Origin of the sequence: Pseudaeromonas paramecii (genome assembly GCF_039540575.1) — a bacterium.
Lineage (GTDB): Bacteria > Pseudomonadota > Gammaproteobacteria > Enterobacterales > Aeromonadaceae > Pseudaeromonas > Pseudaeromonas paramecii.
The window spans coordinates 91,114-114,646 of record NZ_BAABFC010000003.1 but is presented as its reverse complement, the minus strand read 5'-3'; the positions used below and the strand labels follow the sequence as shown (position 1 = coordinate 114,646).

The 23,533-nt window shown below is 66.8% G+C and carries 21 protein-coding genes; 12 read left to right on the top strand and 9 right to left on the bottom strand.

What is annotated here, in order from left to right:
• Positions 1-143: 143 nt before the first annotated feature.
• From uvrD to ABD847_RS03115, 3 genes are all read right to left on the bottom strand, one after another.
• Positions 144-2,336 (bottom strand): DNA helicase II, encoded by a 2,193-nt coding sequence (uvrD, locus tag ABD847_RS03125; RefSeq protein WP_345009944.1) that lies wholly within the window; start codon positions 2,334-2,336, stop codon positions 144-146.
• A gap of 112 nt (positions 2,337-2,448) precedes the next feature.
• Positions 2,449-3,156 (bottom strand): HAD-IA family hydrolase, encoded by a 708-nt coding sequence (locus tag ABD847_RS03120; protein WP_345009943.1) that lies wholly within the window; start codon positions 3,154-3,156, stop codon positions 2,449-2,451.
• Positions 3,157-3,227: 71 nt separating this feature from the next.
• Complete coding sequence (locus tag ABD847_RS03115; protein ID WP_345009941.1) at positions 3,228-4,163, bottom strand: LysR family transcriptional regulator; 936 nt, start codon at positions 4,161-4,163, stop codon at positions 3,228-3,230.
• A 235-nt stretch (positions 4,164-4,398) separates the two neighbouring features.
• Between ABD847_RS03115 and ABD847_RS03110 the strand changes: the two genes are divergently transcribed.
• Entirely contained in the window at positions 4,399-5,664 is a 1,266-nt protein-coding gene (locus tag ABD847_RS03110; RefSeq protein ID WP_345009940.1) for an MFS transporter, read from the top strand.
• 80 nt (positions 5,665-5,744) lie between these two features.
• On the opposite strand, the gene ABD847_RS03105 is transcribed toward ABD847_RS03110, so the two are convergent.
• Both ABD847_RS03105 and ilvY read right to left on the bottom strand, forming a co-directional pair.
• Positions 5,745-6,146 carry a cytochrome b562 gene (locus tag ABD847_RS03105; protein ID WP_345009939.1) on the bottom strand — a complete coding sequence of 134 codons (402 nt, stop codon included), beginning with the start codon at positions 6,144-6,146 and terminating at the stop codon, positions 5,745-5,747.
• 92 nt (positions 6,147-6,238) lie between these two features.
• A complete protein-coding gene (gene ilvY / locus ABD847_RS03100) occupies positions 6,239-7,129 on the bottom strand; it encodes an HTH-type transcriptional activator IlvY (protein WP_345009938.1) in 891 nt (296 codons plus the stop codon).
• 144 nt (positions 7,130-7,273) lie between these two features.
• On the opposite strand from ilvY, the gene ilvC reads away from it, so the two are divergent.
• The 11 genes from ilvC (at position 7,274) to ABD847_RS03045 (ending at position 19,584) form a co-directional block, all read left to right on the top strand.
• On the top strand, positions 7,274-8,761 hold the full coding sequence (ilvC, locus tag ABD847_RS03095) for a ketol-acid reductoisomerase (RefSeq protein WP_345009937.1): 1,488 nt from the start codon (positions 7,274-7,276) through the stop codon (positions 8,759-8,761).
• Between the two features lie 262 nt (positions 8,762-9,023).
• Positions 9,024-11,177, top strand: a complete 2,154-nt coding sequence (locus ABD847_RS03090) for a TonB-dependent siderophore receptor (protein ID WP_345009935.1) — start codon at positions 9,024-9,026, stop codon at positions 11,175-11,177.
• Positions 11,178-11,187: 10 nt separating this feature from the next.
• Positions 11,188-11,970, top strand: coding sequence for a (2Fe-2S)-binding protein (locus ABD847_RS03085; RefSeq protein WP_345009934.1), 783 nt, complete (start codon positions 11,188-11,190; stop codon positions 11,968-11,970).
• Positions 11,963-12,730: an ATP-binding cassette domain-containing protein gene (locus ABD847_RS03080; protein ID WP_345009933.1), complete on the top strand. Its 768-nt coding sequence runs from the start codon at positions 11,963-11,965 to the stop codon at positions 12,728-12,730. Before ABD847_RS03085 ends, ABD847_RS03080 begins: the two co-directional genes overlap by 8 nt.
• Entirely contained in the window at positions 12,730-13,578 is an 849-nt protein-coding gene (locus ABD847_RS03075; protein ID WP_345009931.1) for an ABC transporter substrate-binding protein, read from the top strand. The genes ABD847_RS03080 and ABD847_RS03075 overlap by 1 nt, the downstream gene beginning before the upstream one ends.
• Positions 13,575-15,572 carry a Fe(3+)-hydroxamate ABC transporter permease FhuB gene (gene fhuB / locus ABD847_RS03070; RefSeq protein ID WP_345009929.1) on the top strand — a complete coding sequence of 666 codons (1,998 nt, stop codon included), beginning with the start codon at positions 13,575-13,577 and terminating at the stop codon, positions 15,570-15,572. The genes ABD847_RS03075 and fhuB overlap by 4 nt, the downstream gene beginning before the upstream one ends.
• 33 nt (positions 15,573-15,605) lie before the next feature.
• On the top strand, positions 15,606-16,472 hold the full coding sequence (locus tag ABD847_RS03065) for an energy transducer TonB (RefSeq protein ID WP_345009928.1): 867 nt from the start codon (positions 15,606-15,608) through the stop codon (positions 16,470-16,472).
• 4 nt (positions 16,473-16,476) lie between these two features.
• The gene (locus ABD847_RS03060; protein ID WP_345009926.1) at positions 16,477-17,178 is read left to right on the top strand and encodes a MotA/TolQ/ExbB proton channel family protein; all 702 of its coding nucleotides are present in this window, start codon (positions 16,477-16,479) and stop codon (positions 17,176-17,178) included.
• A complete protein-coding gene (locus ABD847_RS03055; protein ID WP_345009924.1) occupies positions 17,178-17,600 on the top strand; it encodes an ExbD/TolR family protein in 423 nt (140 codons plus the stop codon). Before ABD847_RS03060 ends, ABD847_RS03055 begins: the two co-directional genes overlap by 1 nt.
• 110 nt (positions 17,601-17,710) lie before the next feature.
• A complete protein-coding gene (locus ABD847_RS03050; RefSeq protein WP_345009922.1) occupies positions 17,711-19,084 on the top strand; it encodes an MATE family efflux transporter in 1,374 nt (457 codons plus the stop codon).
• An 83-nt stretch (positions 19,085-19,167) separates the two neighbouring features.
• Entirely contained in the window at positions 19,168-19,584 is a 417-nt protein-coding gene (locus tag ABD847_RS03045; RefSeq protein WP_345009921.1) for a hypothetical protein, read from the top strand.
• A gap of 18 nt (positions 19,585-19,602) precedes the next feature.
• Here the strand turns inward: ABD847_RS03045 and ABD847_RS03040 are convergent, their stop codons facing one another.
• The 4 genes from ABD847_RS03040 to ABD847_RS03025 are packed head-to-tail and all read right to left on the bottom strand — an operon-like array spanning position 19,603 to position 23,458.
• Positions 19,603-20,610, bottom strand: a complete 1,008-nt coding sequence (locus ABD847_RS03040) for an NAD-dependent epimerase (RefSeq protein ID WP_345009919.1) — start codon at positions 20,608-20,610, stop codon at positions 19,603-19,605.
• A 33-nt stretch (positions 20,611-20,643) separates the two neighbouring features.
• The gene (locus tag ABD847_RS03035) at positions 20,644-22,353 is read right to left on the bottom strand and encodes an ArnT family glycosyltransferase (protein WP_345009917.1); all 1,710 of its coding nucleotides are present in this window, start codon (positions 22,351-22,353) and stop codon (positions 20,644-20,646) included.
• Positions 22,354-22,366: 13 nt separating this feature from the next.
• On the bottom strand, positions 22,367-22,702 hold the full coding sequence (locus ABD847_RS03030; protein WP_345009915.1) for a lipid-A-disaccharide synthase N-terminal domain-containing protein: 336 nt from the start codon (positions 22,700-22,702) through the stop codon (positions 22,367-22,369).
• The gene (locus ABD847_RS03025) at positions 22,703-23,458 is read right to left on the bottom strand and encodes a glycosyltransferase family 2 protein (protein WP_345009913.1); all 756 of its coding nucleotides are present in this window, start codon (positions 23,456-23,458) and stop codon (positions 22,703-22,705) included.
• Between the last annotated feature and the right edge of the window lie 75 nt (positions 23,459-23,533).

Sequence of the window (23,533 nt, the reverse complement as noted above, 5' to 3'; positions counted from 1 at the left end):
AAAGGCTGGATGCCGATTAGGGCGCAACGGGCCAATAAGGCACTAATGCCACCAAGCCATCTCACTCTGACCCTCCCCTTGCCAAGGGGAGGGAAGCCGTCAAGCGGACCAGCCCGCTCCGGGCATCACAGGTGCCGCGCTGCCTACAGCGCCTCCAACCTCGCATAGCTGGCCACCAACCACTTGCTCCCCGCCTCATCGAAATTCACCTGCACCCGGCACTGGGGGCCGCTGCCTTCGTAGTTGAGCACCACCCCTTCGCCGAACTTGGCATGGCGCACCCGCTGCCCCAGGCGCAGGCCGGTGTCGTTGAAGCTCTCCTGGGTCAGCCGGGGGTTGAAGCGGCTCTGCTCCGCCACCGGCTGGGCCCAGCTCACCTGGGTGCGCAGCCGCACCTCCTCCAGGCACTCGCTGGGCAATTCTTTTAAGAAGCGGCTGGGTCTGTGGTACATCTCCTTGCCGTACAGGCGGCGGCTCTCGGCGTGGGTCATGTAGAGCTTGCGCATGGCGCGGGTCATGCCCACGTAACACAGGCGCCGCTCCTCCTCCAGCCGGCCGCTCTCTTCGGCGGAGATCTGGCTGGGGAACATGCCCTCCTCCACCCCCACCATGAACACCAGGGGGAACTCCAGCCCCTTGGCGCTGTGCAGCGTCATCAGCTGCACCGCCGGTTCAAACTCGTCGGCCTGGGATTCCCCCGCCTCCAGGGCGGCATGGGCGACGAAGGCGGTCAGGGGCGGCAAGTCCGCCATGGCCTCGTCTGGGCTGAAGGTGCGGGCGGCGTTGACCAATTCTTCGAGGTTCTCGATGCGCGACTGGCCCTTCTCGCTCTTCTCCGCCTCGTACAGGCCCCACAGGCCGGACTGGCGTACCACCCGGTCGATCTGCACGTGCAGCGGCAGCTCGTCGGTATCCCGCTCCAGCAGGTTGATCAGGTTGATGAACTGGCTCACCGCGCTGGCGGCGCGGCCGGCCAGCACCTTGCGCTCACACAGTGCGATGGCGGCCTGCCAGAGGTTGAGGCCCTGATCCCGGGCCGCCTCGCGGATGAGGCCGACGGTGCGCTCGCCTATGCCCCGGGTCGGGGTGTTCACCACCCGCTCGAAGGAGGCGTCGTCCCCCCGGTTGCCCAGCAGGCGCAGGTAGGCCATGGCGTCCTTGATCTCCTGGCGCTCGAAGAAGCGCAGGCCGCCGTAGATGCGGTAGGCCAGCCGCTCCTGCATCAGGGCCTCCTCCAGCACCCGGGACTGGGCGTTGTTGCGATACAAGATGGCGCACTCGTCCAGGGTGCCGCCCTCGTCCTTCCAGGCCTTGAGGCGGCCCACCACGAAGCGGGCCTCGTCCAGCTCGTTGAAGGCGGCATAGACCGAGATGGGCTCGCCCTCGGCGCCGTCGGTCCACAGCTCCTTGCCCAGGCGCTCGGCGTTGTTGGCGATGAGCAGGTTGGCGGCGCTCAAGATGGTGGCGGTGCTGCGGTAGTTCTGCTCCAGGCGGATGGTGCGGGCGCCCTTAAAGTCGCTCAGGAAGCGGCTGATGTTCTCCACCTTGGCGCCGCGCCAGCCGTAGATGGACTGGTCGTCGTCGCCGACGATCATCACGTGGTTGCGATCGCCGGCCAGCAGGCGGATCCAGGCGTACTGGATGGCGTTGGTATCCTGGAACTCGTCCACCAGGATATGGGCGAAGCGCTGCTGGTAGTGCTGCAGGATATGCGGCTTGTGCAGCCACAGCTCGTGGGCCCGCAGCAGCAGCTCGGCGAAGTCGACGAGGCCGGCGCGATCGCAGGTCTCCTGGTAGATCTGGTAGAGCCGCAGGTAGGTCTTGGCCACCGGATCCCCCAATGGGTCTATGTCCCGGGGGCGCAGGCCGTCGTCCTTCTTGCCGTTGATGAAGCCCGCCACCGAGCGGGGCAGCCACTGCTTCTCGTCCAGGTTCTGGCCGCGGATCACCCGCTTGATGAGCCGCAGCTGATCGTCGCTGTCGAGGATCTGAAAATCGGCGGGCAGGTTGGCGTCCAGGTGGTGGGCGCGCAGCAGGCGGTGGGCGATGCCGTGGAAGGTGCCCATCCAGAGGCCGCGGTGGTTGCTGCCTGGGTCGCTGCCCAGCAGGGCTTCGATCCGCCCGCGCATCTCGGCCGCCGCCTTGTTGGTGAAGGTCACCGCCAGGATGGAGTAAGGGGAGGCACGCTCGACCCCCAGCAGCCAGGCGATGCGGTGCACCAGCACCCGGGTCTTGCCCGAGCCGGCGCCGGCCAGCACCAGCAGGTTCTCCAGCGGGGCGGCCACCGCCTCCCGCTGCTTGTCGTTGAGGCCGTCCAGCAGGGTTTCAATCTCCATCGCCACTCCTGATATTTTGTACAGTGGTGGGGATTATACACGGATTGGCGGGGCGGGGGACGACCGACCTCGGGGGAGGGCCATGTCGTTCGGGCGCGCAGACGGGGTTGGGTTAGATCAGGTTGAGCAGCTCGTCCAGCCGGTTGAGCATCAGATCCGGCAGGCGGCGCAACGCCTGCAAGGAGCGGCCGCGGTCGTTGAGCCAGGCGCTGCGGTAGCCGTTGTGCAGGGCGCCCAGTACGTCTGTGGTGACGTCGTCCCCCACGTGGAGTATCCGGGCCGGCGGCAGGCCCAGCCGGTCGGCCATCTGGGCAAACAGATCCGGCGCCGGCTTCATGGCAAAGCCGCCGCCAGCCTTGAGCACATGCTGGAAGTGGTGGTCCAGCCCCAGCCGCTCCAGCAGCACGTTGCCGTTGGTGATCACCACCAGCGGGAAGCGCTCGGCCAGGGCGGCGAGCACCTGGCGGGTGGCGTCGGGCACTTCGACCCGGGAGCGGATCTCCAGAAATTGGGTGAACACCTTGTCCGCCTCGTGGGCCGCTTCGGCGGCAGCCATGCCGCCCCATTCCAGGCCGCGGGCCAGCAGGCGTCGCCGGCACAGGGAGACGTCGTGTTTGAGGGCCGGTTGCTCGCGCCACAACTGCTGTTTCTGGGCCTGCCACCAGGCCCGATCGCACATGGCGGTCTGCAGGTAGGCATCGCGCATGTGGGCCACCATCCAGGCCTCCGCCTGCTCGATGACGGGCCCGTTGTCATACAGGGTGTCATCCAGATCGAAACTGAGGGCGGCGATGGGACCGAGGGCGCGAAAGAACTCCATGACTGACTCCGGGCACGATAAACCGCCTCATGCTAACGCGAATGGCGCGGGATGACGACGCTCGCGGTGGCCTAATGCCGTGCCGGCTGGGCGTAATCGGGCCCCATCTTGCGGCAAAAATCCTGCACCACCTGGTGGGCCAGCTGGGCTATGGTCGCGCAGCACTCCAGGCCGGGGCCGGTTCGCCAGCTGGCCACCTGGGAGATCATGGAGAGGCAGTTGTCGGTCAGATCCGGGATTTGAAGCAGGGTCAGCTTGCCGGCGGTCAGCTGCTCGGTCACCAGGGCCGGGGGTATGACGCCGACGCCGAAGCCCTCCTCGATCATGCGGATCATGGCGGCGAAGGAGTTGACGCAGCTGATGCGCGGAGCGTCTATGCCGTGCAGGTTCAGCAGGCTGACGATGTCCTGATGGGGCCGGGAGTGGGCGACGAAGGTGATGATGCGGTGCTGGGCCAGGCTGGCCAGATTGTCGTAGTGGCGGTGCAGCGGCGAGCCGCTGGCCACGATCCACTGCAGGGGATAGCGCACCAGCTCCAGGTTGTTCACCGACTCCAGCCGGATGGGGTCCACCTGAAAGGCGATGTCCAGGTAGCCCTTTTGCAGCTGGTTGCACAGGTTGCGACCGCTGTCGGCGGTGACCTCCACCTCCAGATCCGGAAACTGCTCCGAGATGCGGGCGATGAGCTGGGTGAACCAGGTGTAGATCACCGAGTCGATCACCCCCACCCGCACCTTGCCGCGGCCGTCCCGCGCCGCCCCCATGGCCTGACGCAGGGCATGGCTCTGACTGACGATGCGTTCGGCATACTCCCGCACCCGCTGGCCGTCCGGGGTCAGCACCACGCCGCGGCTCTCCCGCACGAACAGCTTGACCCCCAGCTCCTCCTCCAGCCCGGCGATGCGGTGGGAGATGGACGCCTGGGTGGTGAACAGCTTCTCGGCGGTGAGACGGAAGCTCTTGAGGCGGGCGACCCATAAGAAGGTCTCCAGAAAACGGATGTTCATGCGGTGCTCCAAGCCCCGGCCGGGGGCGGTGCAGGCCAAGCAAATTTCAGGCCAGCGAGTGAATACTTTTTCCTATCACGGGCCATGCAAATTAGTCGTTAGACAGGCATCCGGCCCCATCCGGATAATGTTCACACACACCGGATAGTGGCGACAAGGCAGTTTATTTCGTCGGTGTTTTCCCTCCTATCCAGCGTCATTCCCTAATAAATCGTCGAGCAAGAGTGTTTATTCCATGAGTGGTGCCCCCAGCCAGGGCGGGCGCGTGCCTGCGCCTGCCCAGATCGAACAAAATGTCAGCAATGTGAGCTGGCTCCCGGTGATCTTCGCCTGTCTGATGATTGCCGTGGGGCAATCCGGGATGGGACTGCTGCTGCCGGCCCTGCCCGGGCTGCAGGATGAACTGGGCCTGTCGGCCCAGCAGGCCCAGTGGCTGGTTTCCGGCTACCTGCTGGGCTTCGGCCCCAGCCAGCTGCTGTTCGGCCCCCTGTCCGACCGCTATGGTCGGCGCCCCGTGCTGCTGGCCGGCCTGAGCCTGGCCCTGGCGGGCATACTGCTGGCCCTGGCCGGCCACGGCAGCCTGACGGCCCTGCTGGTGGGCCGCCTGCTGCAGGGCATGGGTGCCGGCTGTGCCTCCGTCATCGCCCGGGTGTCGCTGCGGGATCGCTTCGAGGGCCCCTTCCTGCGTCAGGCCATGTCCTACTTCGCCACCACCATGGCCTTCGTGCCCACCATAGCGCCCCTGTTCGGCGGCCTGCTGGCCCAGCAGTTCGGCTGGCTCAGCGTGTTTGTCAGCATGGCCGGCTACCTGCTGCTGCTGTGGGTGGTGATCGTCTGCTACTTCGACGAGTGTCACCCGCCGCTGGCCCAGGGCCTGCGGATCCGGGATGTGGCCTGGCAGTACCTGGATCTGCTGCACAACCGCCACTTTCTCTGCTTCGCCGGCATCGTCTGGGTGCAGTACGGCCTCAACGTGCTGTGCGTCTGTGTGATGCCGTTCTTGATGCAGCGTGGCGTGGGGATGGATGCGGCGGACTACGGTCACTGGACCCTGCTGCCGGCCCTGGCGTTGATTGCCGGGGGCTTGGCGGCCAGCAAGAGCCGCCACCGCTTAAGCCAGTCCCAGCAGCTGCTGCTGGCCTGCCTGCTGCAGGGCATCGCCGGGCTGGGGCTAGTGGGTCTGCCCCTGTCGGCCTGGGGCCTGATGGGGTGTCAGGCACTGTTTGCCTTTGCCAACGGCATGGCCTTCCCATCGGCCCTCTCCAGCCTGCTGGCTCCCTTCAAGAAGACCGCCGGCACCGCCACCGCATTGGCCGGCGCCGGCCAGATGCTGGTGGCCTCCCTGGGCACCGCCTGGCTCGTCAGCCTGGGGGTCAACAGCCCGAGCGCCCTGGGTCACTGTCTGCTGCTGGGATCGGCCCTGCTGGTGCTGCTGGCTGGCCTGGGTCGCAAGGCGGTGCCCGCCGCCGATGAGTGGCATGGGGTGCCGAGCCATTCCTAGGGCCCCGCGACGGCGGGAGGGACAAAAACAAGACAGGCCCCATGGGGGCCTGTCTTCATCGGTGGATTATGCCAACGCCCTTAGGCGTCCAGCTTCTTGTGATAGGTGCGCTTGGTGCTGTTGATCTCCTCCAGCAGGGCCTTGGCCTCGTCCAGCTTGCCGTCCTTGAGCAGGCCCAGGGCCTGGTCCACCTGGCCGATCAGCTCATCCAGCCCCTGCTGGTAGGCCTGGCGGTTGGGGCCGTCGGCGGCCTCGTCCTTGAACTTCTTCGGCACTTCGCCCTTGGCATGGGTGGCGGCGGCCTTGAGCTGCTCCAGGCTGGTTTGCAGCTGGGCGGCGTCATCGGCGTTGTTGGCGGCCTTGAACGCCTTGGCCATGGCTTGCATGTCCATCTCCACCGGTGAATCGGCCAGGACGGGGGTGCTGAACAAACCGGCGGCCAGCAGCAGGCTGGCACACAGGGCGGGCAGTGTCTTCTTCATGAGGGCTCCTTGGGATGGGATGACTAAGTGAGTCTGCACTGCCAAGATTAACCAAGGATTAACAACTTTGTCAGGCTTCTTGTTTATCGGCTTTATTTCTCCGCCTGCTGGTGGGCCGTCTCCCAGAAGGCGCGGATCAGGGGCTCGTCCAGCCGGCGCTTCTGCACACACAGCCCCACGTCGAACGGCTTGAGGGCCGGGGAGACCGGCAGCACCCGGACCTTGTCCCCCAGCAGGCTGTGATCCAGCACCGCCTCGGGCACCAGGCCGACGCCGCAGCCCAGGGCCACCATGCTGACGATGGCCTCGTTGCCCGCCACCTCGGCGTACAGGTTGGGGCTGATGCCCTTGTTGCGAAACCACTGCTCGGAGCGCTTACGCCCCAGACCCTGGCTGGACAGGATCAGCGGCAGCCGCTCCCAGTCCGGCTCGCCCTCCGGCAGGAAGCGGCTCACCGGGCTGGGGCCGCGGGGGGCGATGAACACCAATGGGATCTTGGCCAGGCTGGTGAAGTGCAGCTTGCCCGGCAGGGCGTCGGGGCGGGCGGCGATGGCCAGATCCGTCTCCTCGTTCAGCACCTTCTCCATGGCCAGCGCCGGGTCGCCGGTCTCCAGGCGGATTTCCAGCTGGGGATAGCGGCTGCGAAAGCGGCTGAGGATGTCCGGCAGCAGGAAGTAGCTGGCGGTCACCGAACAGAACACCCGCAGCTGGCCCTGCAGGGGTTCGTCGCCATGGCGCAGATCCTGGCGCAGCTGCTCCCAGTCGTGGCTCAGCTGTTCGGCGAAGCTCAGCAGACGGCGGCCCGCCGGGGTGAGGGCGACGCTGCGGTTGTCCCGCTCCAGCAGGGTGCAGCCGGTCTCCTGCTCCAGGCGCTGGATGGCGCGGCTCAGGGTGGAGGGGCTGACCGCCATGGCGTCGGCGGTGCGGGCAAAGTGCAGGCTGTGGGCCAGGTGCATGAAGAGTTCGAGGTTGCGCAGATCCATGGCGGCTCACGTTCCTTAAAATGCAACATTCCGTTCCGAATATATCATTTCAAGCAATGTTTTGCCTGGGCTATAGTGTAGCGGTTGTTGTCGGGAGACCCCCGGCACGAAAATTCCAACTTATTGCCAGAGGGAGCTGCCGACATGGGCGCCAACTACTTCAATACCCTGAACCTGCGTCAACAACTGGCCCAACTGGGCAAGTGCCGTTTCATGAGCCGTGACGAATTCGCCAACGAGTGTGAATTCCTCAAGGGCAAGAAGGTCGTCATCGTCGGTTGCGGCGCTCAAGGTCTGAACCAGGGCCTGAACATGCGTGACTCCGGCCTGGACGTCGCCTACGCCCTGCGCGCCGAAGCCATCGCCGAGAAGCGCAAGTCCTTCCAGCAGGCCTCCGCCAACGGCTTCAAGGTGGGTACCTATGAAGAGCTGATCCCCACCGCCGACCTGGTGGTGAACCTGACCCCGGACAAGCAGCACACCAGCGTGGTCAAGGCCGTTATGCCCCTGATGAAGGAAGGCGCCGCCCTGGGCTACTCCCACGGTTTCAACATCGTGGAAGAAGGCACCCAGGTGCGTAAGGACCTGACCGTGGTCATGGTAGCGCCCAAGTGCCCCGGCACCGAGGTGCGTGAAGAGTACAAGCGTGGCTTCGGCGTACCGACCCTGATCGCCGTGCACCCGGAGAACGATCCCAAGGGCGAAGGCATGGCCATCGCCAAGGCCTGGGCCGCCGCCACCGGTGGTCACCGCGCCGGCGTGCTGGAGTCCTCCTTCGTCGCCGAAGTGAAGTCTGACCTGATGGGCGAACAGACCATCCTGTGCGGCATGCTGCAAGCCGGTTCCATCGTCTGCTACGAGAAGATGGTGGCCGAAGGCATCGAGCCGGGCTATGCCGGCAAGCTGCTGCAGTTCGGCTGGGAAACCGTCACCGAGGCCCTGAAGCAGGGCGGCATCACCACCATGATGGATCGCCTGTCCAACCCCGCCAAGCTGAAGGCCTTCGAACTGGCCGAGGCCATGAAGGATCTGCTGCGTCCGCTGTTCGAGAAGCACATGGACGACATCATCGGCGGCGCCTTCTCCTCCGGCATGATGGCCGACTGGGCCAACGACGATGCCAAGCTGCTGGGCTGGCGTGAAGAGACCGGCAAGAGTGCCTTCGAGAACGCCCCGGCTTTCTCCGGCCAGATCGCCGAGCAGGAATACTTCGACCACGGCATCCTGATGGTGGCCATGGTCAAGGCGGGTGTGGAACTGGCCTTCGAAACCATGGTAGCCGCCGGCATCATCGAAGAGTCTGCCTACTACGAGTCGCTGCACGAGCTGCCGCTGATCGCCAACACCATCGCCCGTAAGCGCCTGTACGAGATGAACGTGGTCATCTCCGACACCGCCGAATACGGTAACTACCTGTTCGCCAACGCTGCCGTGCCCCTGCTGCGCGAGCACATCATGCCCAAGGTGGGTCTGGATGTGATCGGCAAGGGCCTGGCCACCAAGGACAACGGCGTGGACAACGTGGTGCTGGTACAGGTCAACGATACCATCCGCAACCACCCCATCGAGCAGGTGGGCAAGGTACTGCGTGGCTACATGAAGGACATGAAGCGCATCGCCGTCGGCGGCTAAGCCAACCGATTTTTCCCTCAGGGGCCTGCGGGCCCCGTAAAGCACCCCAAAAGGGTCCCATTAACCGCCTTATCCAGGCGGTTTTTTTCTGCCTGGGCGGCACAAACGGAGACAGTTGGCGCCAGCTCACAGCACAGGCACGATAATCTTGTTAATAATCGTTATCATCTTCATTGATAACAATTCCCATTTGTTTCTATACTACGCCTTCCAATAAAAGGGCCGCGAGCCCAACCCTCAAAAAATTGACAAGGAAAGGTGTATGTCTGAGTTTGCTGTGGCGGCCAACCGCCTGCGCATTGCCCCCCTGACCCGAATTCTGCGCGCCCTCTGGTGGACCCCGAGTCTGCTGCTGGCGGCGCCCCTGCAGGCCGAAGAGGCGGCCCAGCTGCCCGCCGTGGTGGTGAGCGGCCAGGGTGATGACGGCGTGACCCAGGGCGCCGGTTCCTATAGCGGCGGCACCAGCAGCACGGCCACCAAGCTGCCCCTGACCCAGCGGCAGACGCCCCAGGCGGTGACCGTGGTGACCCGGGACAAGATGGATGACTTCGCCCAGCACGACATCAACCGGGTGCTGGACGCCGTGCCCGGCGTGACAGTGGAGCGCATCGAGACAGACCGTTCCTATTACACCTCCCGCGGCTTCGACATCACCAACTTCCAGGTGGACGGGGTGGGCCTGCCCCTGATCAACGGCAACCTCAACGGGGATCTGGATACTGCCATCTACGATCGGGTGGAGGTACTGCGCGGCGCCAACGGCCTGATGAGCGGCGCCGGCAACCCCTCCGCCACCGTCAACCTGGTGCGCAAGCGCCCGACCCACGACACCCAGGCGGCCATGAGCTTCACCGGCGGCTCCTGGGACCAGCGTCGGGTGGAGACCGATCTCTCCGGCTCCCTGGTCGCCTCCGAGACGGTGCGTGGCCGCGTGGTGCTGGTGAAGGAAGACAGCGAGTCCTACCTGGATCGCTACGCCAAGGACAAGGCCACCCTGTATGGCATCGTCGAGGCGGATCTGGCGGACGGCACCCTGCTGACCCTGGGGGCCCACTATCAGCAGAACAATGCCGACAGCCCGCTGTGGGGGGCCCTGCCGCTCTACTACAGCGACGGCTCCGCCACTAACTATGACCGCAGCACCAGCACCAGCACCGACTGGGCCTACTGGGACGTGGAGAAGCAGAACTACTTCATCGAGCTGACCCAGGCCCTGGCCCACGGCTGGCAGGGCAAGCTGGCCTACAACTTCTTCTCCACCCAGCAAGACAGCCAGTTGTTCTACGTCTACGGCACCCCCAACCAGGACAGCAGCAACGGCAGCGGCCTCTACAGCTACCCCAGCCAGTACGGCCAGGACTACCAGCAGCACGTGGTGGATCTCTATGCCAGCGGCCCGCTGCAACTGGCCGGTCGCGAGCACCAGCTGGTGGCGGGCCTGCAATACGCCCGGGATCGGGTGCAGGAGCTCTCCTGGTACGGCAGTGACATCGGCACCGAGATCGCCGATCTCGACAGCTGGGACGGCAGCTACAGCAAGCCGGACTTCGATGCCTACTCCCTCTCCAGCGACTGGGATCGGGAGCAGATGAGCGCCTACCTGGCCGGTCGCTTCAGCCTGACCGATGCCCTGTACTGGACCCTGGGTGGCCGCCTGGCTCGTTACGAGAGCACAGGCGTCAGCTACGGTGCGGCGCGCGCCAGCAAGACCAGCGGCAAGTTCCTGCCCTACACCGGCCTGGTGTATGACCTGACCGAGCAGCTGTCACTCTATGCCAGCTATGCCACCATCTTCACCCCGCAGACCGATGCCGACCAGAACGGTGACCCCCTGGATCCCATGGAAGGCGCCAGCTACGAGGGGGGCGTCAAGGGTGAGTTCTACCAGGGGCGCCTGAACACCACAGTCTCCGTATTCCGCTCCCAGCAAGATAACGTGGCCGAGGCCGCCGGTACCCGGCCGGGCACCTCCGACACCTACTACCGCGGTGTGGATGGCGTGACCAGTCAGGGCTACGAACTGGAGGCTAGCGGCGAACTGCTGCCCAACTGGCAGCTGGCCGGCGGCTTCACCCAGCTGTCCATCGAAGATGCCGATGGCAACAAGGCCCTGACCTATGTGCCCCGTCAGCTGGTCAAGCTGGCCACCAGCTACCAGATCCGCGACCTCAAGCTGGGGGCGGCCCTCAAGTGGCAGGGTGACATCTATCGCACCAGCAGCATCAACACCGAAATCCGGCAGAAGCAGTATGCCCTGCTGGATCTGATGGCCCGTTACCAGTTCACCCCCAACGCCTACCTGGCGCTGAACATCAACAACGTCACCGACGAGAAGTACATCAACAGCCTGTATTGGGAACAGGGCTACTACGGGGCACCCCGCAGCCTGGCCCTGACCGCCGGCCTGACCTTCTAAGGTGAGCCAGGTGGCGCGGCTGAGCTTCACCCCTAGCCCGACCCGGACCGCCGCTCCCCTGATGGGAGTGGCGGCCAACCCCTGGTTGGCATCCGAGGCGGATACACGCCTGGCGGCTGTGCTGCTGGCCTATGGTCGGCACCACTTTGCCGATCTGCCGGCGGTGACGGATCTTGCGGCCTGGCCGGAGGAGCAACAGGAGGCCCTGGCCTCCGAGTGGTCTCGGGGCCTGTGTTTCCAGGTGCTGCTGGGTCAGCTCAACGGCTGGATCCTGACTGGTCACCACCAGGGTGACTGGCATCTGGCACTGGATGAGACCTTGCGGGCCACCCTCGTTCAGACCCGCGGGCCCACTGGCCAGAGTGCGGATCCCTGGCCCCTGCTGGCCTGCGGGCTCTGGCCCTGGTTTGCCGCCCTGAGCCGGGTGGCGGCCTGCCGGCCCCGGGTGCTCTGGTCCAACGCCGCCTGCTACTGGCACTGGTATCTGTCGGCCGAGCCCCTGGCGCAGGCGCTGGCGGAGCTGACTCCCGCCCAGCGGGAGCCGGCCGAGTGTCGTCGCCAGGCCGCCCAGGCCTATGTGCTGGCCCGGGAGTGGCCCGCGGTGGCCGCCGCCGATCCCGTGAGCCGGCTTATCGGCCGCAACCCCCTCTACCAGCCGGTGCGCCTGCGCTGCCGGGGCGGGGTGAGCGAGCCCATGCGTCGCATCTGCTGTCAGCGCCATCGCCTGCCGGGTCTGGGGCTCTGCCCCAGCTGCCCCCAGGCCCTGCCTGGTTTGGAGGAGAGCCATGTTTGAACTGCAAGGGGCCGCGTTCACCCTCGGCGAACGGTTTTTGCTGGCCCCCCTGGATCTGACCCTGGTGCAGGGGGAAGTGGTGGGGCTCATCGGCCATAACGGCTCTGGCAAGTCCACCCTGCTCAAGCTGCTGGCTCGCCAGCAGGCCTGCAGCCAGGGGCGGTTGACCCTGGACGGTCTTCCCTTGGCCGATTTCGCCACCCGGGAGTTCGCCCGTCAGGTGGCCTACCTGCCGCAACATCCGCCGGCCACGGATCAGTTGACCGTGGGGGAGCTGGTGCGCTTTGGCCGTCAGCCCTGGCATGGCTTGCTGGGCCGCTTTGGCGAGGCTGACCGCCAGGCGGTGGAGGAGGCCCTGAGCCTGACCGGCATGCAGCCCTACCGGCATCGCCTGGTGGACACCCTCTCCGGTGGTGAGCGGCAGCGGGCCTGGCTCGCCACCCTGATCGCTCAGCAGACCCGATTTTTGCTGCTGGATGAACCCACCTCGGCGCTGGATGTGGCCCATCAGGTGGAGGTGCTGGATCTGATCCGGCGGCTCAGCCATCAGCTGAACCTGGGGGTCATCATGGTGCTGCACGACATCAACATGGCCGCCCGCTACTGCGACCATCTGGTGGCCCTGCGCGAGGGTCGCCTATTGTGCCGCGGCACCCCGGCTCAGCTGATGAATGGCGCCGCCCTGGCGGACATCTATGGCCTGCCCATGACGGTGCTGCCGCACCCGGTATCCGGTCAGCCGGTGAGCGTGGTGCTCTGATGCGCTGGCTCTGTCTGCTGCTGGCCCTGATCGCCGTCCCCGCGTTCGCTACCCCCAGGGTGGTGGCCCTGGACTGGGCATCCGGCGAGACGGCGCTGGCCCTGGGGGTGGTGCCGGTGGGCTTTGCCCAGATCCCCGATTACCGCATCTGGAGCGGCGACATGCCCATGCCGGCCGCCGTGGTGGATGTGGGCCTGCGCATGGAGCCCAATCTGGAGCTGATCCGCGCCCTGCGACCGGACCTCATCCTGATCGCTCCGTTGCAGGCCACCCTGAGGCCCCAACTGGCCCGCATCGCCCCGGTGCAGGTGGTGACCTTCAACGACGCCCAGCAGCCCGATGGCTATCTGCAGGCCAAGCTGGCCACCCGGGAGCTGGCGGTCCGGCTGGGTCGCAGCGCGGCGGCCGAGGCGCTAATTGCCCAAAGCGACGCGGCCCTGGCCAGCCTGGGCCGGCAGTTGCACGGTGCGCCGCCCCTTTACCTTTTGCGCTTCGCCGACCGGCGGCATGCCTGGGTGCTGGGGCGTCAGAGCCTGTTCGGCGGCGCCCTGGCGGCGGCCGGGGTGCCCCTGGCCATGCAGGAGGCCACCAACACCTGGGGCTTCAGCAACCTGCCCCTGACCGACTTGGCCAAGGTGCCCGAGGCGCAGATCCTTTACATCGACCCCCTGCCGTTTGCCGATCTGTCGGTGCTGGATGACAACCAGTTGTGGCGCCAGTTGCCGGCGGTGCAGGCCGGTCGGGTACTGGGGCTGCCGGCGGTCTGGCTGGGTAACGGTCTGCCCAGCGTGCTGCGCTTCAGCCAGCTGCTGGCCGAGCGCTGGCCCAATCCCCAGGAGGCCGGATGAGCAGCCAGACCCTGACCTTACCCCACCGTCTGCCCCTGGCCTCCCGCGCCCTGGGCTGGGCGGGATTGGCCCTGCTGGCCGCCCTGACCCTGGCCCTGTGGCAGTTGCAGCAGCTGTGGCCCCTAGCCCAGTGGGCCAGCGCCTGGCACGCCGACCCGGCCCAGCTGAGCTGGCCGGCCCTAGAGTGGCGCTACGCCCAGCTGCCACGGCTGGTGGTCTGCCTGCTGGCCGGTGGCGCCCTGGGCCTGTCCGGCGCCTTGTTGCAACAGGGGCTGGGCAACCCGCTGGCGGCGCCGGAGACCCTGGGGATCCAGGGTGGCGCTTTGCTGGCTCTGGCCCTGGGCACCCTCTATCAGCCCCACTGGCTGCAACAGGGCGGCCAGTGGCTGGCCATGGGGGGCGGCGCCCTGGCGGCGGCCCTGGTGCTGGGACTGGCGGCGCGCCGCCACTATTCACCCCTGGCCCTGCTGCTGGCGGGTCTGCTGGTGAGCCTGATCTGCAGCGCCCTGCTGACCCTGCTGATGCTGCGACACGACATCGCTCTGCTGGCGCTGCACAGCCACCTGGCCGGCTCCCTGGCCCAGGATGGCTGGCAGCCGGTGCGGCAGCTGGCACCGGCCCTGGCGGTGGCCGCGGCCCTGGCGGCTTTGCTGGTGCGACCCCTGGGGCTGCTGGCCATGGCGGATCAGGGGGTGCGCAGCCTGGGGGCCTCGCCGGGTCGCCTGCGGCTGCTGGCCCTGGGACTGGCCATCTTTCTGAGTGCCCAGGTGGTGAGTCAGGTGGGGGTGGTGAGCCTGGTGGCCCTGGCCGCCCCCCTGCTGGCCCGCCTCAGCGGCGCCCGTCGCCTGGGGCCCCGTCTGCTGGCCGCCAGCCTGTTCGGTGCCGCCCTGCTGCTGTTGGCCGACGCCCTGGTGCGCTATCTGCCGCTGCAGGGGGATGCCCCCACCGGCAGCCTGGTTGCCCTGCTGGGGGCGCCCCTGCTGGGGGCCCTGGTGCTCAGGCTGAGTCTGCCGGAGGCGCCGGCCTCGGCGGCCGCCGGTCCGGCCCGCCATGGCAAGCCGGCCCGGCTGCTGGGTGGCTTGCTGGGGTTGAGCCTGGTGGCCGGTCTGCTGGGGCTGATGCTGGCCCGGGGTCCATCGGGCTGGCAGTGGGGCGGCGAGGCGGATCTGCTGCTGGAGTGGCGTCTGCCGCGCTTGCTGGGGGCCCTGGCCGCCGGCCTGTTGCTGGCCCAGGCGGGGGTGATAGTCCAGCGGCTGGCGGGCAATCCCCTGGCCAGCCCGGAAGTGCTGGGGATCAGCAGCAGCTGCGGTCTGGGGCTGATCCTGCTGGGGCTCTTGCTGCCGGAAGCCGGTCGCGGCCTGCAGCTGCTGGTGGGGGCGGGCAGTGCCTTCGGCCTGTTGGCCCTGCTGCTGTGGTGGAGCCGGCGTTCCCACTTCTCGCCGCTTAAGTTGCTGTTGTGCGGCATGACCCTCACCACCTTGTACGGGGCGGCCCAGAGCCTGGTGCTGGGCAGCGGCGATCCCCGCGGCCTGCAGCTGCTGAGCTGGATGTCGGGCTCCACCTACTACGTCACCGGCCCCCTGGCCCTGGGGCTGCTGGCCCTGGCGCTGGTCGCTGGCCTGCTGCTGTGGCCCCTGTGTCGCTGGCTGGAGCTGCTGCCCCTGGGAACCGCCAGTGCCAGCGCCTTTGGCGTCGGCCCGCAGCGCAGCCGCCTGGGATTGCTGGCCCTGGCGGCGCTGCTGACCACGGCCGCCACCCTGCTGGTGGGCCCCATCAGCTTCGTCGGTCTGCTGGCGCCCCATCTGGCCCGCCAGTTGGGCCTGTGCCGTGCCCGGGAGCAGCTGCTGGGTGCCAGCCTGCTGGGGGCCTTGGTGATGCTGCTGGCGGACTGGTTGGGGCGGCTGTGGCTGTTTCCGGATCAGGTGCCCGCCGGCCTGATGGCCTCCCTGTTGGGCGGTCTCTATTTCCTGTGTTGTCTGTGGCGTCGCACCTGATGACGCCGGCAAGCCGCGTAGAGGAGGAGTTCTATGACCACTGCCGCCCTGCATAGCCAACTGGCGTGGAATGAGCGCCAGCTGGCTTGCCAAGATCGCCAACTGGCTTGGCAAGACAGTCGCCGGGCCAGGCAAGGGCCCAGGCCAGTGCGGCCGGCGTCGGCCCGGCCGCTGCCCCAGGTGGCGGCACCGCGCAGCTGCCCTCTGGGTGGTCAGCGTAGCCGGCTGGTGTGCGGCCTGCTGGTGCTGCTGACCCACCTGGGCGCCGCCTGGGCCCTGTGGCATCAGCCCGCCATTGAGGTGCCGGTTACGCCGCCCGGCGTGGTGGCGGTGCGCTGGGTCGCGGCACCGGCGCCTGTGGTGGCGGCTCCGCAGACGCCGCCGGCCCCCCAGGCAGTCCAGCCGCCACCGCCCAAGCCGGAACCCAAGCCTGAGCCCAAGCCAACACCTGTGGCGAAGCCCAAGCCGACGGCTAAACCCAAGCCCGTGGCACGGGCCAAGCCGGTGCCGCCGGCACCCCAGGCGTCGCCTGCCGCCCCTCAGGCGGCCGCGCCGGCGCCGGTGGCCAGTGCGCCGGCCCAGCAGACACAGAAGCAGGGGCAGCCTGGGCCCAGCCAGTCGTCCCCCCAATTCAACGCCGCCTACCTGAACAACCCGGCCCCCGCCTATCCGCCCCTGTCCCGGCGGTTTCGCGAGGAGGGCAAGGTGATGCTACGGGTCAGAGTCTCCGCCGACGGTCAGCCCCTGGCGGTGGAGCTGGCCCAGGGCAGCGGTCATCCGCGGCTGGACGAGGCGGCCCGCAAGACGGTGCTGAGCTGGCGCTTCGTGCCGGCGCGGCGTGGCGAACAGAAGGTGGCAGCCTGGGTGCGCGTCCCCATCGTTTTTCAATTGAGGAGTTAATCGGATGAATCCAAACGTCGAGCCTGGCGCCATGGGCATGGCCCAGCTGTTGACCCAGAACTCGGGCCTGGGGCTGGTGCCCCTGGTGCTCTTGATCCTGATGTCCATGGGTACCCTCTATTACCTGCTGTTCAAGTGCTGGGTGGCCTGGCAGGAGAAGCGCCGCAGCCGCGCCTACCTCAAGGGCTTCTGGCAGTGCCCGGATCTGGAGGCGGTGGCCGGCCAGCTGGCCAGCGGCGCCAACGAAGCCTATGGCCGCCTGTGTGCCGCCGCCCTGGGGGCTGCCCGCCAGGCCCAGCAGGCGGAGGGGCGCCTGCTGTTGGGCTCGGGCGAGGAGTTTGTGCTGCGGGCCCTGCGCCACGCCATCAGCCGGGAGCGGTTGCGGCTGGAGGCGGGGCTGACCTTCCTGGCCTCGGTGGGCTCGGCAGCCCCCTTTGTCGGCCTGTTCGGCACCGTCTGGGGCATCTATCACGCCCTGCTGGCCATAGGTGCCAGCGGCCAGAGCAGCCTGGACAAGGTGGCGGGCCCGGTGGGCGAGGCCCTGGTGATGACGGGCTTCGGCCTGGCGGTGGCCCTGCCGGCGGTGCTGATCTACAACCTGTTCGTGCGGCTCAACCGCCTGAAGATGGCCTCGCTGGAAGGCTTCGCCCATGACTTGCACGCCCTGCTCACCACGGGCGGCCGGCAGAGCCAGGAGGTGCGCTGATGGCCTTCGGACGCCTGGGGGGAGAGGAGGGGGAGGAGCAGCCGATGGCGGACATCAACATGATCCCCATGATCGATGTGATGCTGGTGCTGCTGATTGTCTTCATGATCACCGCGCCCCTGCTGACCAACGCGGTGAAGCTGGAGCTGCCGGAGGCCAGCAGTGCCGAGAATCAGCCCAAGCCGGATGACATCAGCCTGGCGCTGGATGCCCAGGGGCAGAGCTTCTGGAACGGCGAGCCCTGCGACAGTGCCTGTCTGGACGACAAGATGGGCCAGCTGGCGGACAAGCAGCCGCAACCCGAGCTGCAGCTCAAGGTGGACAAGCAGGTGCCCTACGAGCAGGTGGCCAAGCTGATGGCCCAGGCCTCCCGCCACGGCCTCACCAAGCTGGCCTTCGTGAGCGACCCAAGTGGCGCCTAAATGGCGCCTTCCACCCCCCGTCTCCACCCAAGGTAGGGATTGCGCTGGATCACACTCTGGCGTCTAATCCCTGCTGCCGTTTTCTATCCGCCTGCTCAGGTTTTTTATCCATGGCCTCTACCTCACACAATCCCGGGTCGCTGTTTCAGCTGACCTGGCCGCTGTTCATCGATCTGGCGTTTCACTTTCTCACCGGCGCCCTCAACACCTTCATGGTGGGCCACGTCTCCTACCAGGCGGTGGCCGCCCTGGCGGTGGGCAACCAGATCCTGGATCTGTGCATCACCCTGTTCAACTTCATCGGCATCGGCTGCAGCGTGGTGATCGCCCAGTATTTGGGATCCGGCAACCGGCGCATGGCCCGCCAGGTGGTGCACACCGCCATCGGCTTCAACCTGCTGGTGGGCCTGGTGGCCATGCTGGTGGTGCTGCTGGGCGCCGATGGCCTGCTGCACCTGATGAACATGCCGGACAACCTGATGCAGGATGGGCATAGCTACCTGACCATCATAGGCCTCTTGCTGGTACCGGAGGCGGCCAGTCTCTGCCTGGCGGCCACCCTGCGGGCCCATGGCCACACCCGGGAGGCCATGTACGTGACCCTGGTGGCCAACCTCATCACCTTCGTCGGCAATGCCCTGCTGCTGTTCGGCTGGTTCGGCCTGCCCCAGCTGGGGGTGGCCGGGGTGGCCTGGAGTACCGTGGTGGGCCGGCTGGTGGCGGTGGCCCTGCTGGTCTACCTGCTGCAGGCCCGCACCGGCATCCGCCTCTATCCGTTGCGCTTCTTCCACTGGCCGCGGGCCGTGCTGGGCAAGATCATGCATATCGGTCTGCCGGCCGCCGGGGAGAACCTCTCCTGGATGCTGCAGTTCATGGTGGTGACCTCCTTCGTCGCCCTGCTGGGGGACAAGGCCTTGGCTACCCAGTCGTTCTTCTTCCAGATCTGCCTGTTCATCCTGCTGTTCGGCCTGTCCATCGGCCTGGGCACCGAGATCCTCATCGGCCATCTGGTGGGGGCGGGCAAGTTCGAGCAGGCCTATCACCAGCTGCTGCGCAGTCTCAAGCTGGGGCTGCTGGTGACCGCCGCCGTGGTGGTGCCGGCGGCCTTCGGCGGTGGCCACTTCTTCATGAGCCTGTTTACGGATGATCAGGAAATCGTGGCCATGGCCACCCAGCTGTTCTTCATCAGCCTGATCCTGGAACCCGGGCGCACCTTCAATATCGTGGTGATCAACTCGCTGCGGGCCACCGGCGATGCCCGCTTCCCGCTGATGATGGCCATCCTCTCCATGTGGGGGCTGGCCATTCCGCTGGCCTGGTTCCTGGGGCTGCATCTGGGCTGGGGTCTGGTTGGGATCTGGCTGGCGTTTGCCGCCGACGAATGGACCCGGGGCCTGGCCATGTACTGGCGTTGGAAGAGCCGGCGCTGGGAAAAAAAGGTTCTTGTGAGTCCCATTGCCGAGGGATCGGCGCTGCAGGGTTAATGCGGCCTTAACCAACCCGGCTAAAGGTCAACCGGCATTGCTCAAATCTTGTACCCTGGTTCTCCAAGCTGAGGAGAATCGACATGTTCCATGGTATCGCCAGCGTGGCCCGGCAGGATTGGCCGGCCACCTACACCATGGACAAGGGAGTGTCCGACACCCGTACCCTGGCCCCGGTGACCCGGGTCAACCAAGAGGCGCAGACCCAGGATCCGCAGACCCGGGACCAGACGCGCCAGTGGCTGGTGGCCGGGGCCAAACACCATCAGCAGCAGGCGGTGTTCGACGCCTATCTGGATGGCAGCGATCAGGCTCGGCATGACAATCAGGGGCCGGATCTGTACGACTGGTATCGCGAGGCGCGGGTGCAGCGCCAGCTGAATAACTGGCTGGATGATGCCACCGGCGACACCCCGGCACCGACCCCCCGCCATACCCTGGCCAGCCGCTACGGCGAAGCCGCCACCCGCCCCGGCCAGGTGTTCAGCGTCGCCGTGTAGGAGACGACGCTCATTCCATCAGACCCGATAAAAATCCTTATACCAGGCCACAAACCGCGCCAGGCCGTCGGCCAGTGCGGTGTGGGGTTTGAAGCCGATGGCGGCTTCCAGGGCCGAGGTGTCGGCGCTGGTTTCCAGTACGTCGCCGGGCTGCATGGGCAGCAGGTTCATCTGCGCCTTCACCCCCAGGGCCCGCTCCAGCTCGCCGATGAAGTGGGTCAGGGCCACCGGCTGGCTGTTGCCTATGTTGTACACCCGATAGGGCGCCGAGCTGTCCGCCGCTGAGCCGGTCTCCACCGTCCAGGCCGGGTTGGGCTGGGGGATGACGTCGGTCAACCGCACCACTGCCTCGGCGATGTCGTCTATGTAGGTGAAGTCCCGGCGCATGTCGCCCTGGTTGTACACGTCGATGGCTTGCCCTGCCAGAATCGCCTTGGTGAACTTGAACAGCGCCATGTCCGGCCGGCCCCAGGGGCCATAGACGGTGAAGAAGCGCAGCCCTGTGGTGGGCAGGCCGTAGAGATGGGCATAGCTGTGGCTCATCAGCTCGTTGGCCTTCTTGGTGGCGGCGTACAAGGAGACGGGGTGATCCACGCTGTCGCTGGTGGCAAACGGCGTCTTGCGGTTGAGGCCGTAGACCGAGCTCGATGAGGCGTAGAGCAGGTGGCCGACCTGGGTCTGGCGGCAGCCCTCCAAGATGTTCAGGTGCCCCACCAGGTTGGCGTCGGCATAGGCGTGGGGGTTGTCCAGGGAGTAGCGCACCCCGGCCTGGGCGCCCAGATGCACCACCCGATCAAAGCGCTGTTGGGCGAACAGATCCGCCATGGCGGGCCGGTCAGCCAGCTCCCCCTTGATGAAACTAAAGCCCGCCTCCGGCGCCAGCAGGGCCAGGCGGGCCTCTTTTAACCGCACGTCGTAGTAGTCGTTGAGGTTGTCCAGCCCCACCACCTGGTGGCCGGCGGCCAGCAGCCGCTGGCTGACATGAAAGCCGATAAAACCGGCGGCGCCGGTGACCAGGTACTTCATGGTGACTCCTTGCCGGGGGATTGGCCCGCGCTGCTAGTAATGGCGTGTTGGGGTATAGCGATAGGGGGCGACCTGCTCCTCCGGCGCCGGGCAGTCGGCCAGGATGGCATCGCTGCGCACCAGTAGCCATTCATCGCCATGCCGGTTACCCAGGGCTTCACCCTTGGCCGGATCGAAACAGCCGGCCAGACGGGCTTGTTGCCCCAGCACCCAGCGGCCGGGGGCGGCCTTGAGCCAGACGGCGGCATTGGGCGCCTGCTGCTTGTCGTTCATGGCATAGGGGTAATGCAGCACCGGGTGGCCGGCAAACAGCAACAGCTGCTCACGAAAATCCACGATCAGCACCTCGTCCTGGGCCGGCACCCGCGCATCCACCTGGGCCATGATGTCCGCCGGGGTGCGTACCGGGTTAAGCAGCGGATAGGCCCACAGCCCATAGTGCAACCAGAGCAGGGTCAGCACCGCCAGCAGGCCGGTGAGGGGTTGGCGGCGCAGCCAGAGCTTGGCCAGCAGGCCGGTGACACCCAGGCTCAGGGCCAGGGGCCAGGCCGGTCCGGAGAGTTCGGCGGTGAGCTTGTCCAGCTGGTGGCTCAGCAGCAGGGCGGGCACCAGCAGCAGGAACAGGCTAGGCAGCAGCCAGGCCAGGCCGGTGAACAGACGGGCGGGCCAGCGGCGGGCCAGCAGCAGCGACAGCCAGGGGGCGGCCAGCAGGGCCAGGGCCGGGGTCAGGGGCGTCATGTAGACGCCGCGCTTGCCCGGCGAGCAGGAGAAGAACAGCAGGGCGGCCAGCAGGTAGCCCATCAGCAGCAGGGCGGCCCGGTTGCCGGTCTTTACCGCCTTGGCGCCCTGCCAGATGAGCCAGGGCAGCAGGAGGGAGAGGGGCAGCCAGAAGGGCGGGATCACGTTGGTCAGGTAGTACCAGAAGGGTTTGACGTGATGCCAGGCGTTGGCGTAGCGAGTCACCGTCTGGCGGAACAGGATATTGTCCCGATAGGCCAGGTGCAGGGGATCACCGCTGTGGGCCACGGCCAGCACCATGGGTACCAGCCAGAGGCTGATGGCCAGCAGCATCACCAGGGGGCCGGCCATGGCCTTGAGCCATTGGCGCAGGCTGGCCTGACGGATGGCTTGCCAGTGGGTCCACAGCGCCGGCAGCAGCACCAGGGCGGCTATGATGCCCACCCCCTTGGTGATGATGCCCAGCCCAGCGGCAAACCAGCCCAGGTAGTACCAGCGCCAGCCGTCCTGACAGACTAAGAAGCGCAGGAAGCCGTAGAGCCCCAGTGTGACGAAGAAGGTGAGCAGGGCGTCGATCTGCGCCAGGTGTGCCTGCACGGTGAACTGCACGGTGAACAGCAGCAGCAGGCCGGCCCGCAGGCCGGTGGCGTTATCCCACAGGCGGCGGGCGGCGTCATACACCAGCGCCACGCACCCCAGCCCGGCCAGCAGGGAGGGCAGCAGGAAGCTCAGCTTGAGGCTGCCGGTCAGGCTGTAGAAGAAGGCGATGAGCCACATTAGCATGGGCGGCTTGTCGGGGTAGAGCTCGCCGCCGCGCATGGGGAACAGCCATTGGCCCGACTCCACCATCTGCTTGGCCACCAGGGCGAAGCGGGGTTCATCGGCGGGCCAGGGATCCCGCAGCCCCAGGCCGGCACCCAGCACCACCAGGGCCAGCAACAGCAGCCAGAACAGATCCTGGCGGGCGGAACGGGAACCGTGCAGCAGCAGGGTGTCGGTGAGCATGCTTACCTCGAGGTCAGTGGCTGGCCTTGTCGCGCCGCCAGCCGCGGTGGCGGATATCCAGATAGAGGTTGTACAGGGCGGTGAAGGCGGGGAACAGGTTCTGCAGCACGCCCACCGAGTCCTGCTTGGGGGAGAAGACGAAGTAGCTGAGGGTCATCAGGCTGCCGCAGACGCTCATGTACCAGAAGACCCGCGGGATCACGGGCTTGCCGGCGCGCTTGGCGGCGACAAACTGCACCAGCCAGCGGCCGCCGAACATGATGGCGCCGGTGTAGCCGATGAGTTTCCAGCCGGTGATGTGGATGCCGGTCCAATCCAGGGCCGCGATGGGGGCGTTGAGCCACTCCATTTAGAGTTGCTCCTGCACCAGGATCACCTTGGCCCGGCGCTTGAGCCACCAGACCCCCAGCACATCCACCAGGCCCACCCAGAGGCGGTTCCACACCCCGTAGTTGGACTTGCCCGCCAGACGGGGTCTGTGATTGACCGGGTGCACCAGCATGATGCCGCCCTGAGCTTGCAGCAGGGTGGGGATGTATCTGTGCATGTGATTGAAGGCCGGCAGCCGCAGGTAGCGGGCCAGCAACACCGCCTTCAGGCCGCAACCGGTATCCGGGATGCCGTCCTTGAGCATGAAATCACGAAAACCGTTGGCCAGCTTGGAAGAGAGGCGCTTGACCCAGTCATCCCGCCGGTTGACCCGATGGCCGATGACGCCCCATACCTTGGCGTCCTGGTCATGGGCCTGCATCACGGCGGCCAGCATGCCGGGGATGTCGGCGGGATCGTTCTGGCCATCGGCGTCCAGCACCACCAGCCATTGACCGCTGGCCTGCCAGGCCCCGCTCAGGATGGCCAGGCTCTGGCCCACGCTCTGGGCGTGGCGGATCACCTTGAGGGGCACCTGCCCTTCGGCATGGATGGCCTGCAGGGTGGTGAAGGTGTCGTCCGTGCTGCCATCGTCCACGTAGATGAGCTCGTAGTCGTAGCGCTCCGTCATGGCGGCGCGGATCTCCTCGATCAGGGGTCTGAGGTTATCGACTTCGTTCTTGGCGGGTATGACGATGGACACGGTGGGGGCAGTAGCCTGGGCCGTAGGGTGCATGATGGGATTCCTAGAGGTGCCTGAGGCAAAACAGGCGCTTATTGTGCCTGATGGCGGCGGTCGCTGTAAATTCTG

Bases quoted from the DNA above. Each gene is read 5' to 3' on its own strand.
- ABD847_RS03055 (WP_345009924.1), top strand. From the start codon at position 17,178: ATGGCCTTCGGACGCCTGGGGGGAGAGGAGGGGGAGGAGCAGCCGATG.
- ABD847_RS03025 (WP_345009913.1), bottom strand. From the start codon at position 23,458: ATGCACCCTACGGCCCAGGCTACTGCCCCCACCGTGTCCATCGTCATA.
- ABD847_RS03060 (WP_345009926.1), top strand. From the start codon at position 16,477: ATGAATCCAAACGTCGAGCCTGGCGCCATGGGCATGGCCCAGCTGTTG.
- ABD847_RS03090 (WP_345009935.1), top strand. From the start codon at position 9,024: ATGTCTGAGTTTGCTGTGGCGGCCAACCGCCTGCGCATTGCCCCCCTG.
- ABD847_RS03120 (WP_345009943.1), bottom strand. From the start codon at position 3,156: ATGGAGTTCTTTCGCGCCCTCGGTCCCATCGCCGCCCTCAGTTTCGAT.
- fhuB (WP_345009929.1), top strand. From the start codon at position 13,575: ATGAGCAGCCAGACCCTGACCTTACCCCACCGTCTGCCCCTGGCCTCC.
- ABD847_RS03075 (WP_345009931.1), top strand. From the start codon at position 12,730: ATGCGCTGGCTCTGTCTGCTGCTGGCCCTGATCGCCGTCCCCGCGTTC.
- ABD847_RS03050 (WP_345009922.1), top strand. From the start codon at position 17,711: ATGGCCTCTACCTCACACAATCCCGGGTCGCTGTTTCAGCTGACCTGG.
- ABD847_RS03105 (WP_345009939.1), bottom strand. From the start codon at position 6,146: ATGAAGAAGACACTGCCCGCCCTGTGTGCCAGCCTGCTGCTGGCCGCC.
- ABD847_RS03045 (WP_345009921.1), top strand. From the start codon at position 19,168: ATGTTCCATGGTATCGCCAGCGTGGCCCGGCAGGATTGGCCGGCCACC.
- ABD847_RS03110 (WP_345009940.1), top strand. From the start codon at position 4,399: ATGAGTGGTGCCCCCAGCCAGGGCGGGCGCGTGCCTGCGCCTGCCCAG.
- ABD847_RS03115 (WP_345009941.1), bottom strand. From the start codon at position 4,163: ATGAACATCCGTTTTCTGGAGACCTTCTTATGGGTCGCCCGCCTCAAG.
- ABD847_RS03040 (WP_345009919.1), bottom strand. From the start codon at position 20,610: ATGAAGTACCTGGTCACCGGCGCCGCCGGTTTTATCGGCTTTCATGTC.
- ABD847_RS03065 (WP_345009928.1), top strand. From the start codon at position 15,606: ATGACCACTGCCGCCCTGCATAGCCAACTGGCGTGGAATGAGCGCCAG.
- ilvC (WP_345009937.1), top strand. From the start codon at position 7,274: ATGGGCGCCAACTACTTCAATACCCTGAACCTGCGTCAACAACTGGCC.
- ilvY (WP_345009938.1), bottom strand. From the start codon at position 7,129: ATGGATCTGCGCAACCTCGAACTCTTCATGCACCTGGCCCACAGCCTG.
- ABD847_RS03030 (WP_345009915.1), bottom strand. From the start codon at position 22,702: ATGGAGTGGCTCAACGCCCCCATCGCGGCCCTGGATTGGACCGGCATC.
- ABD847_RS03035 (WP_345009917.1), bottom strand. From the start codon at position 22,353: ATGCTCACCGACACCCTGCTGCTGCACGGTTCCCGTTCCGCCCGCCAG.
- ABD847_RS03080 (WP_345009933.1), top strand. From the start codon at position 11,963: ATGTTTGAACTGCAAGGGGCCGCGTTCACCCTCGGCGAACGGTTTTTG.
- uvrD (WP_345009944.1), bottom strand. From the start codon at position 2,336: ATGGAGATTGAAACCCTGCTGGACGGCCTCAACGACAAGCAGCGGGAG.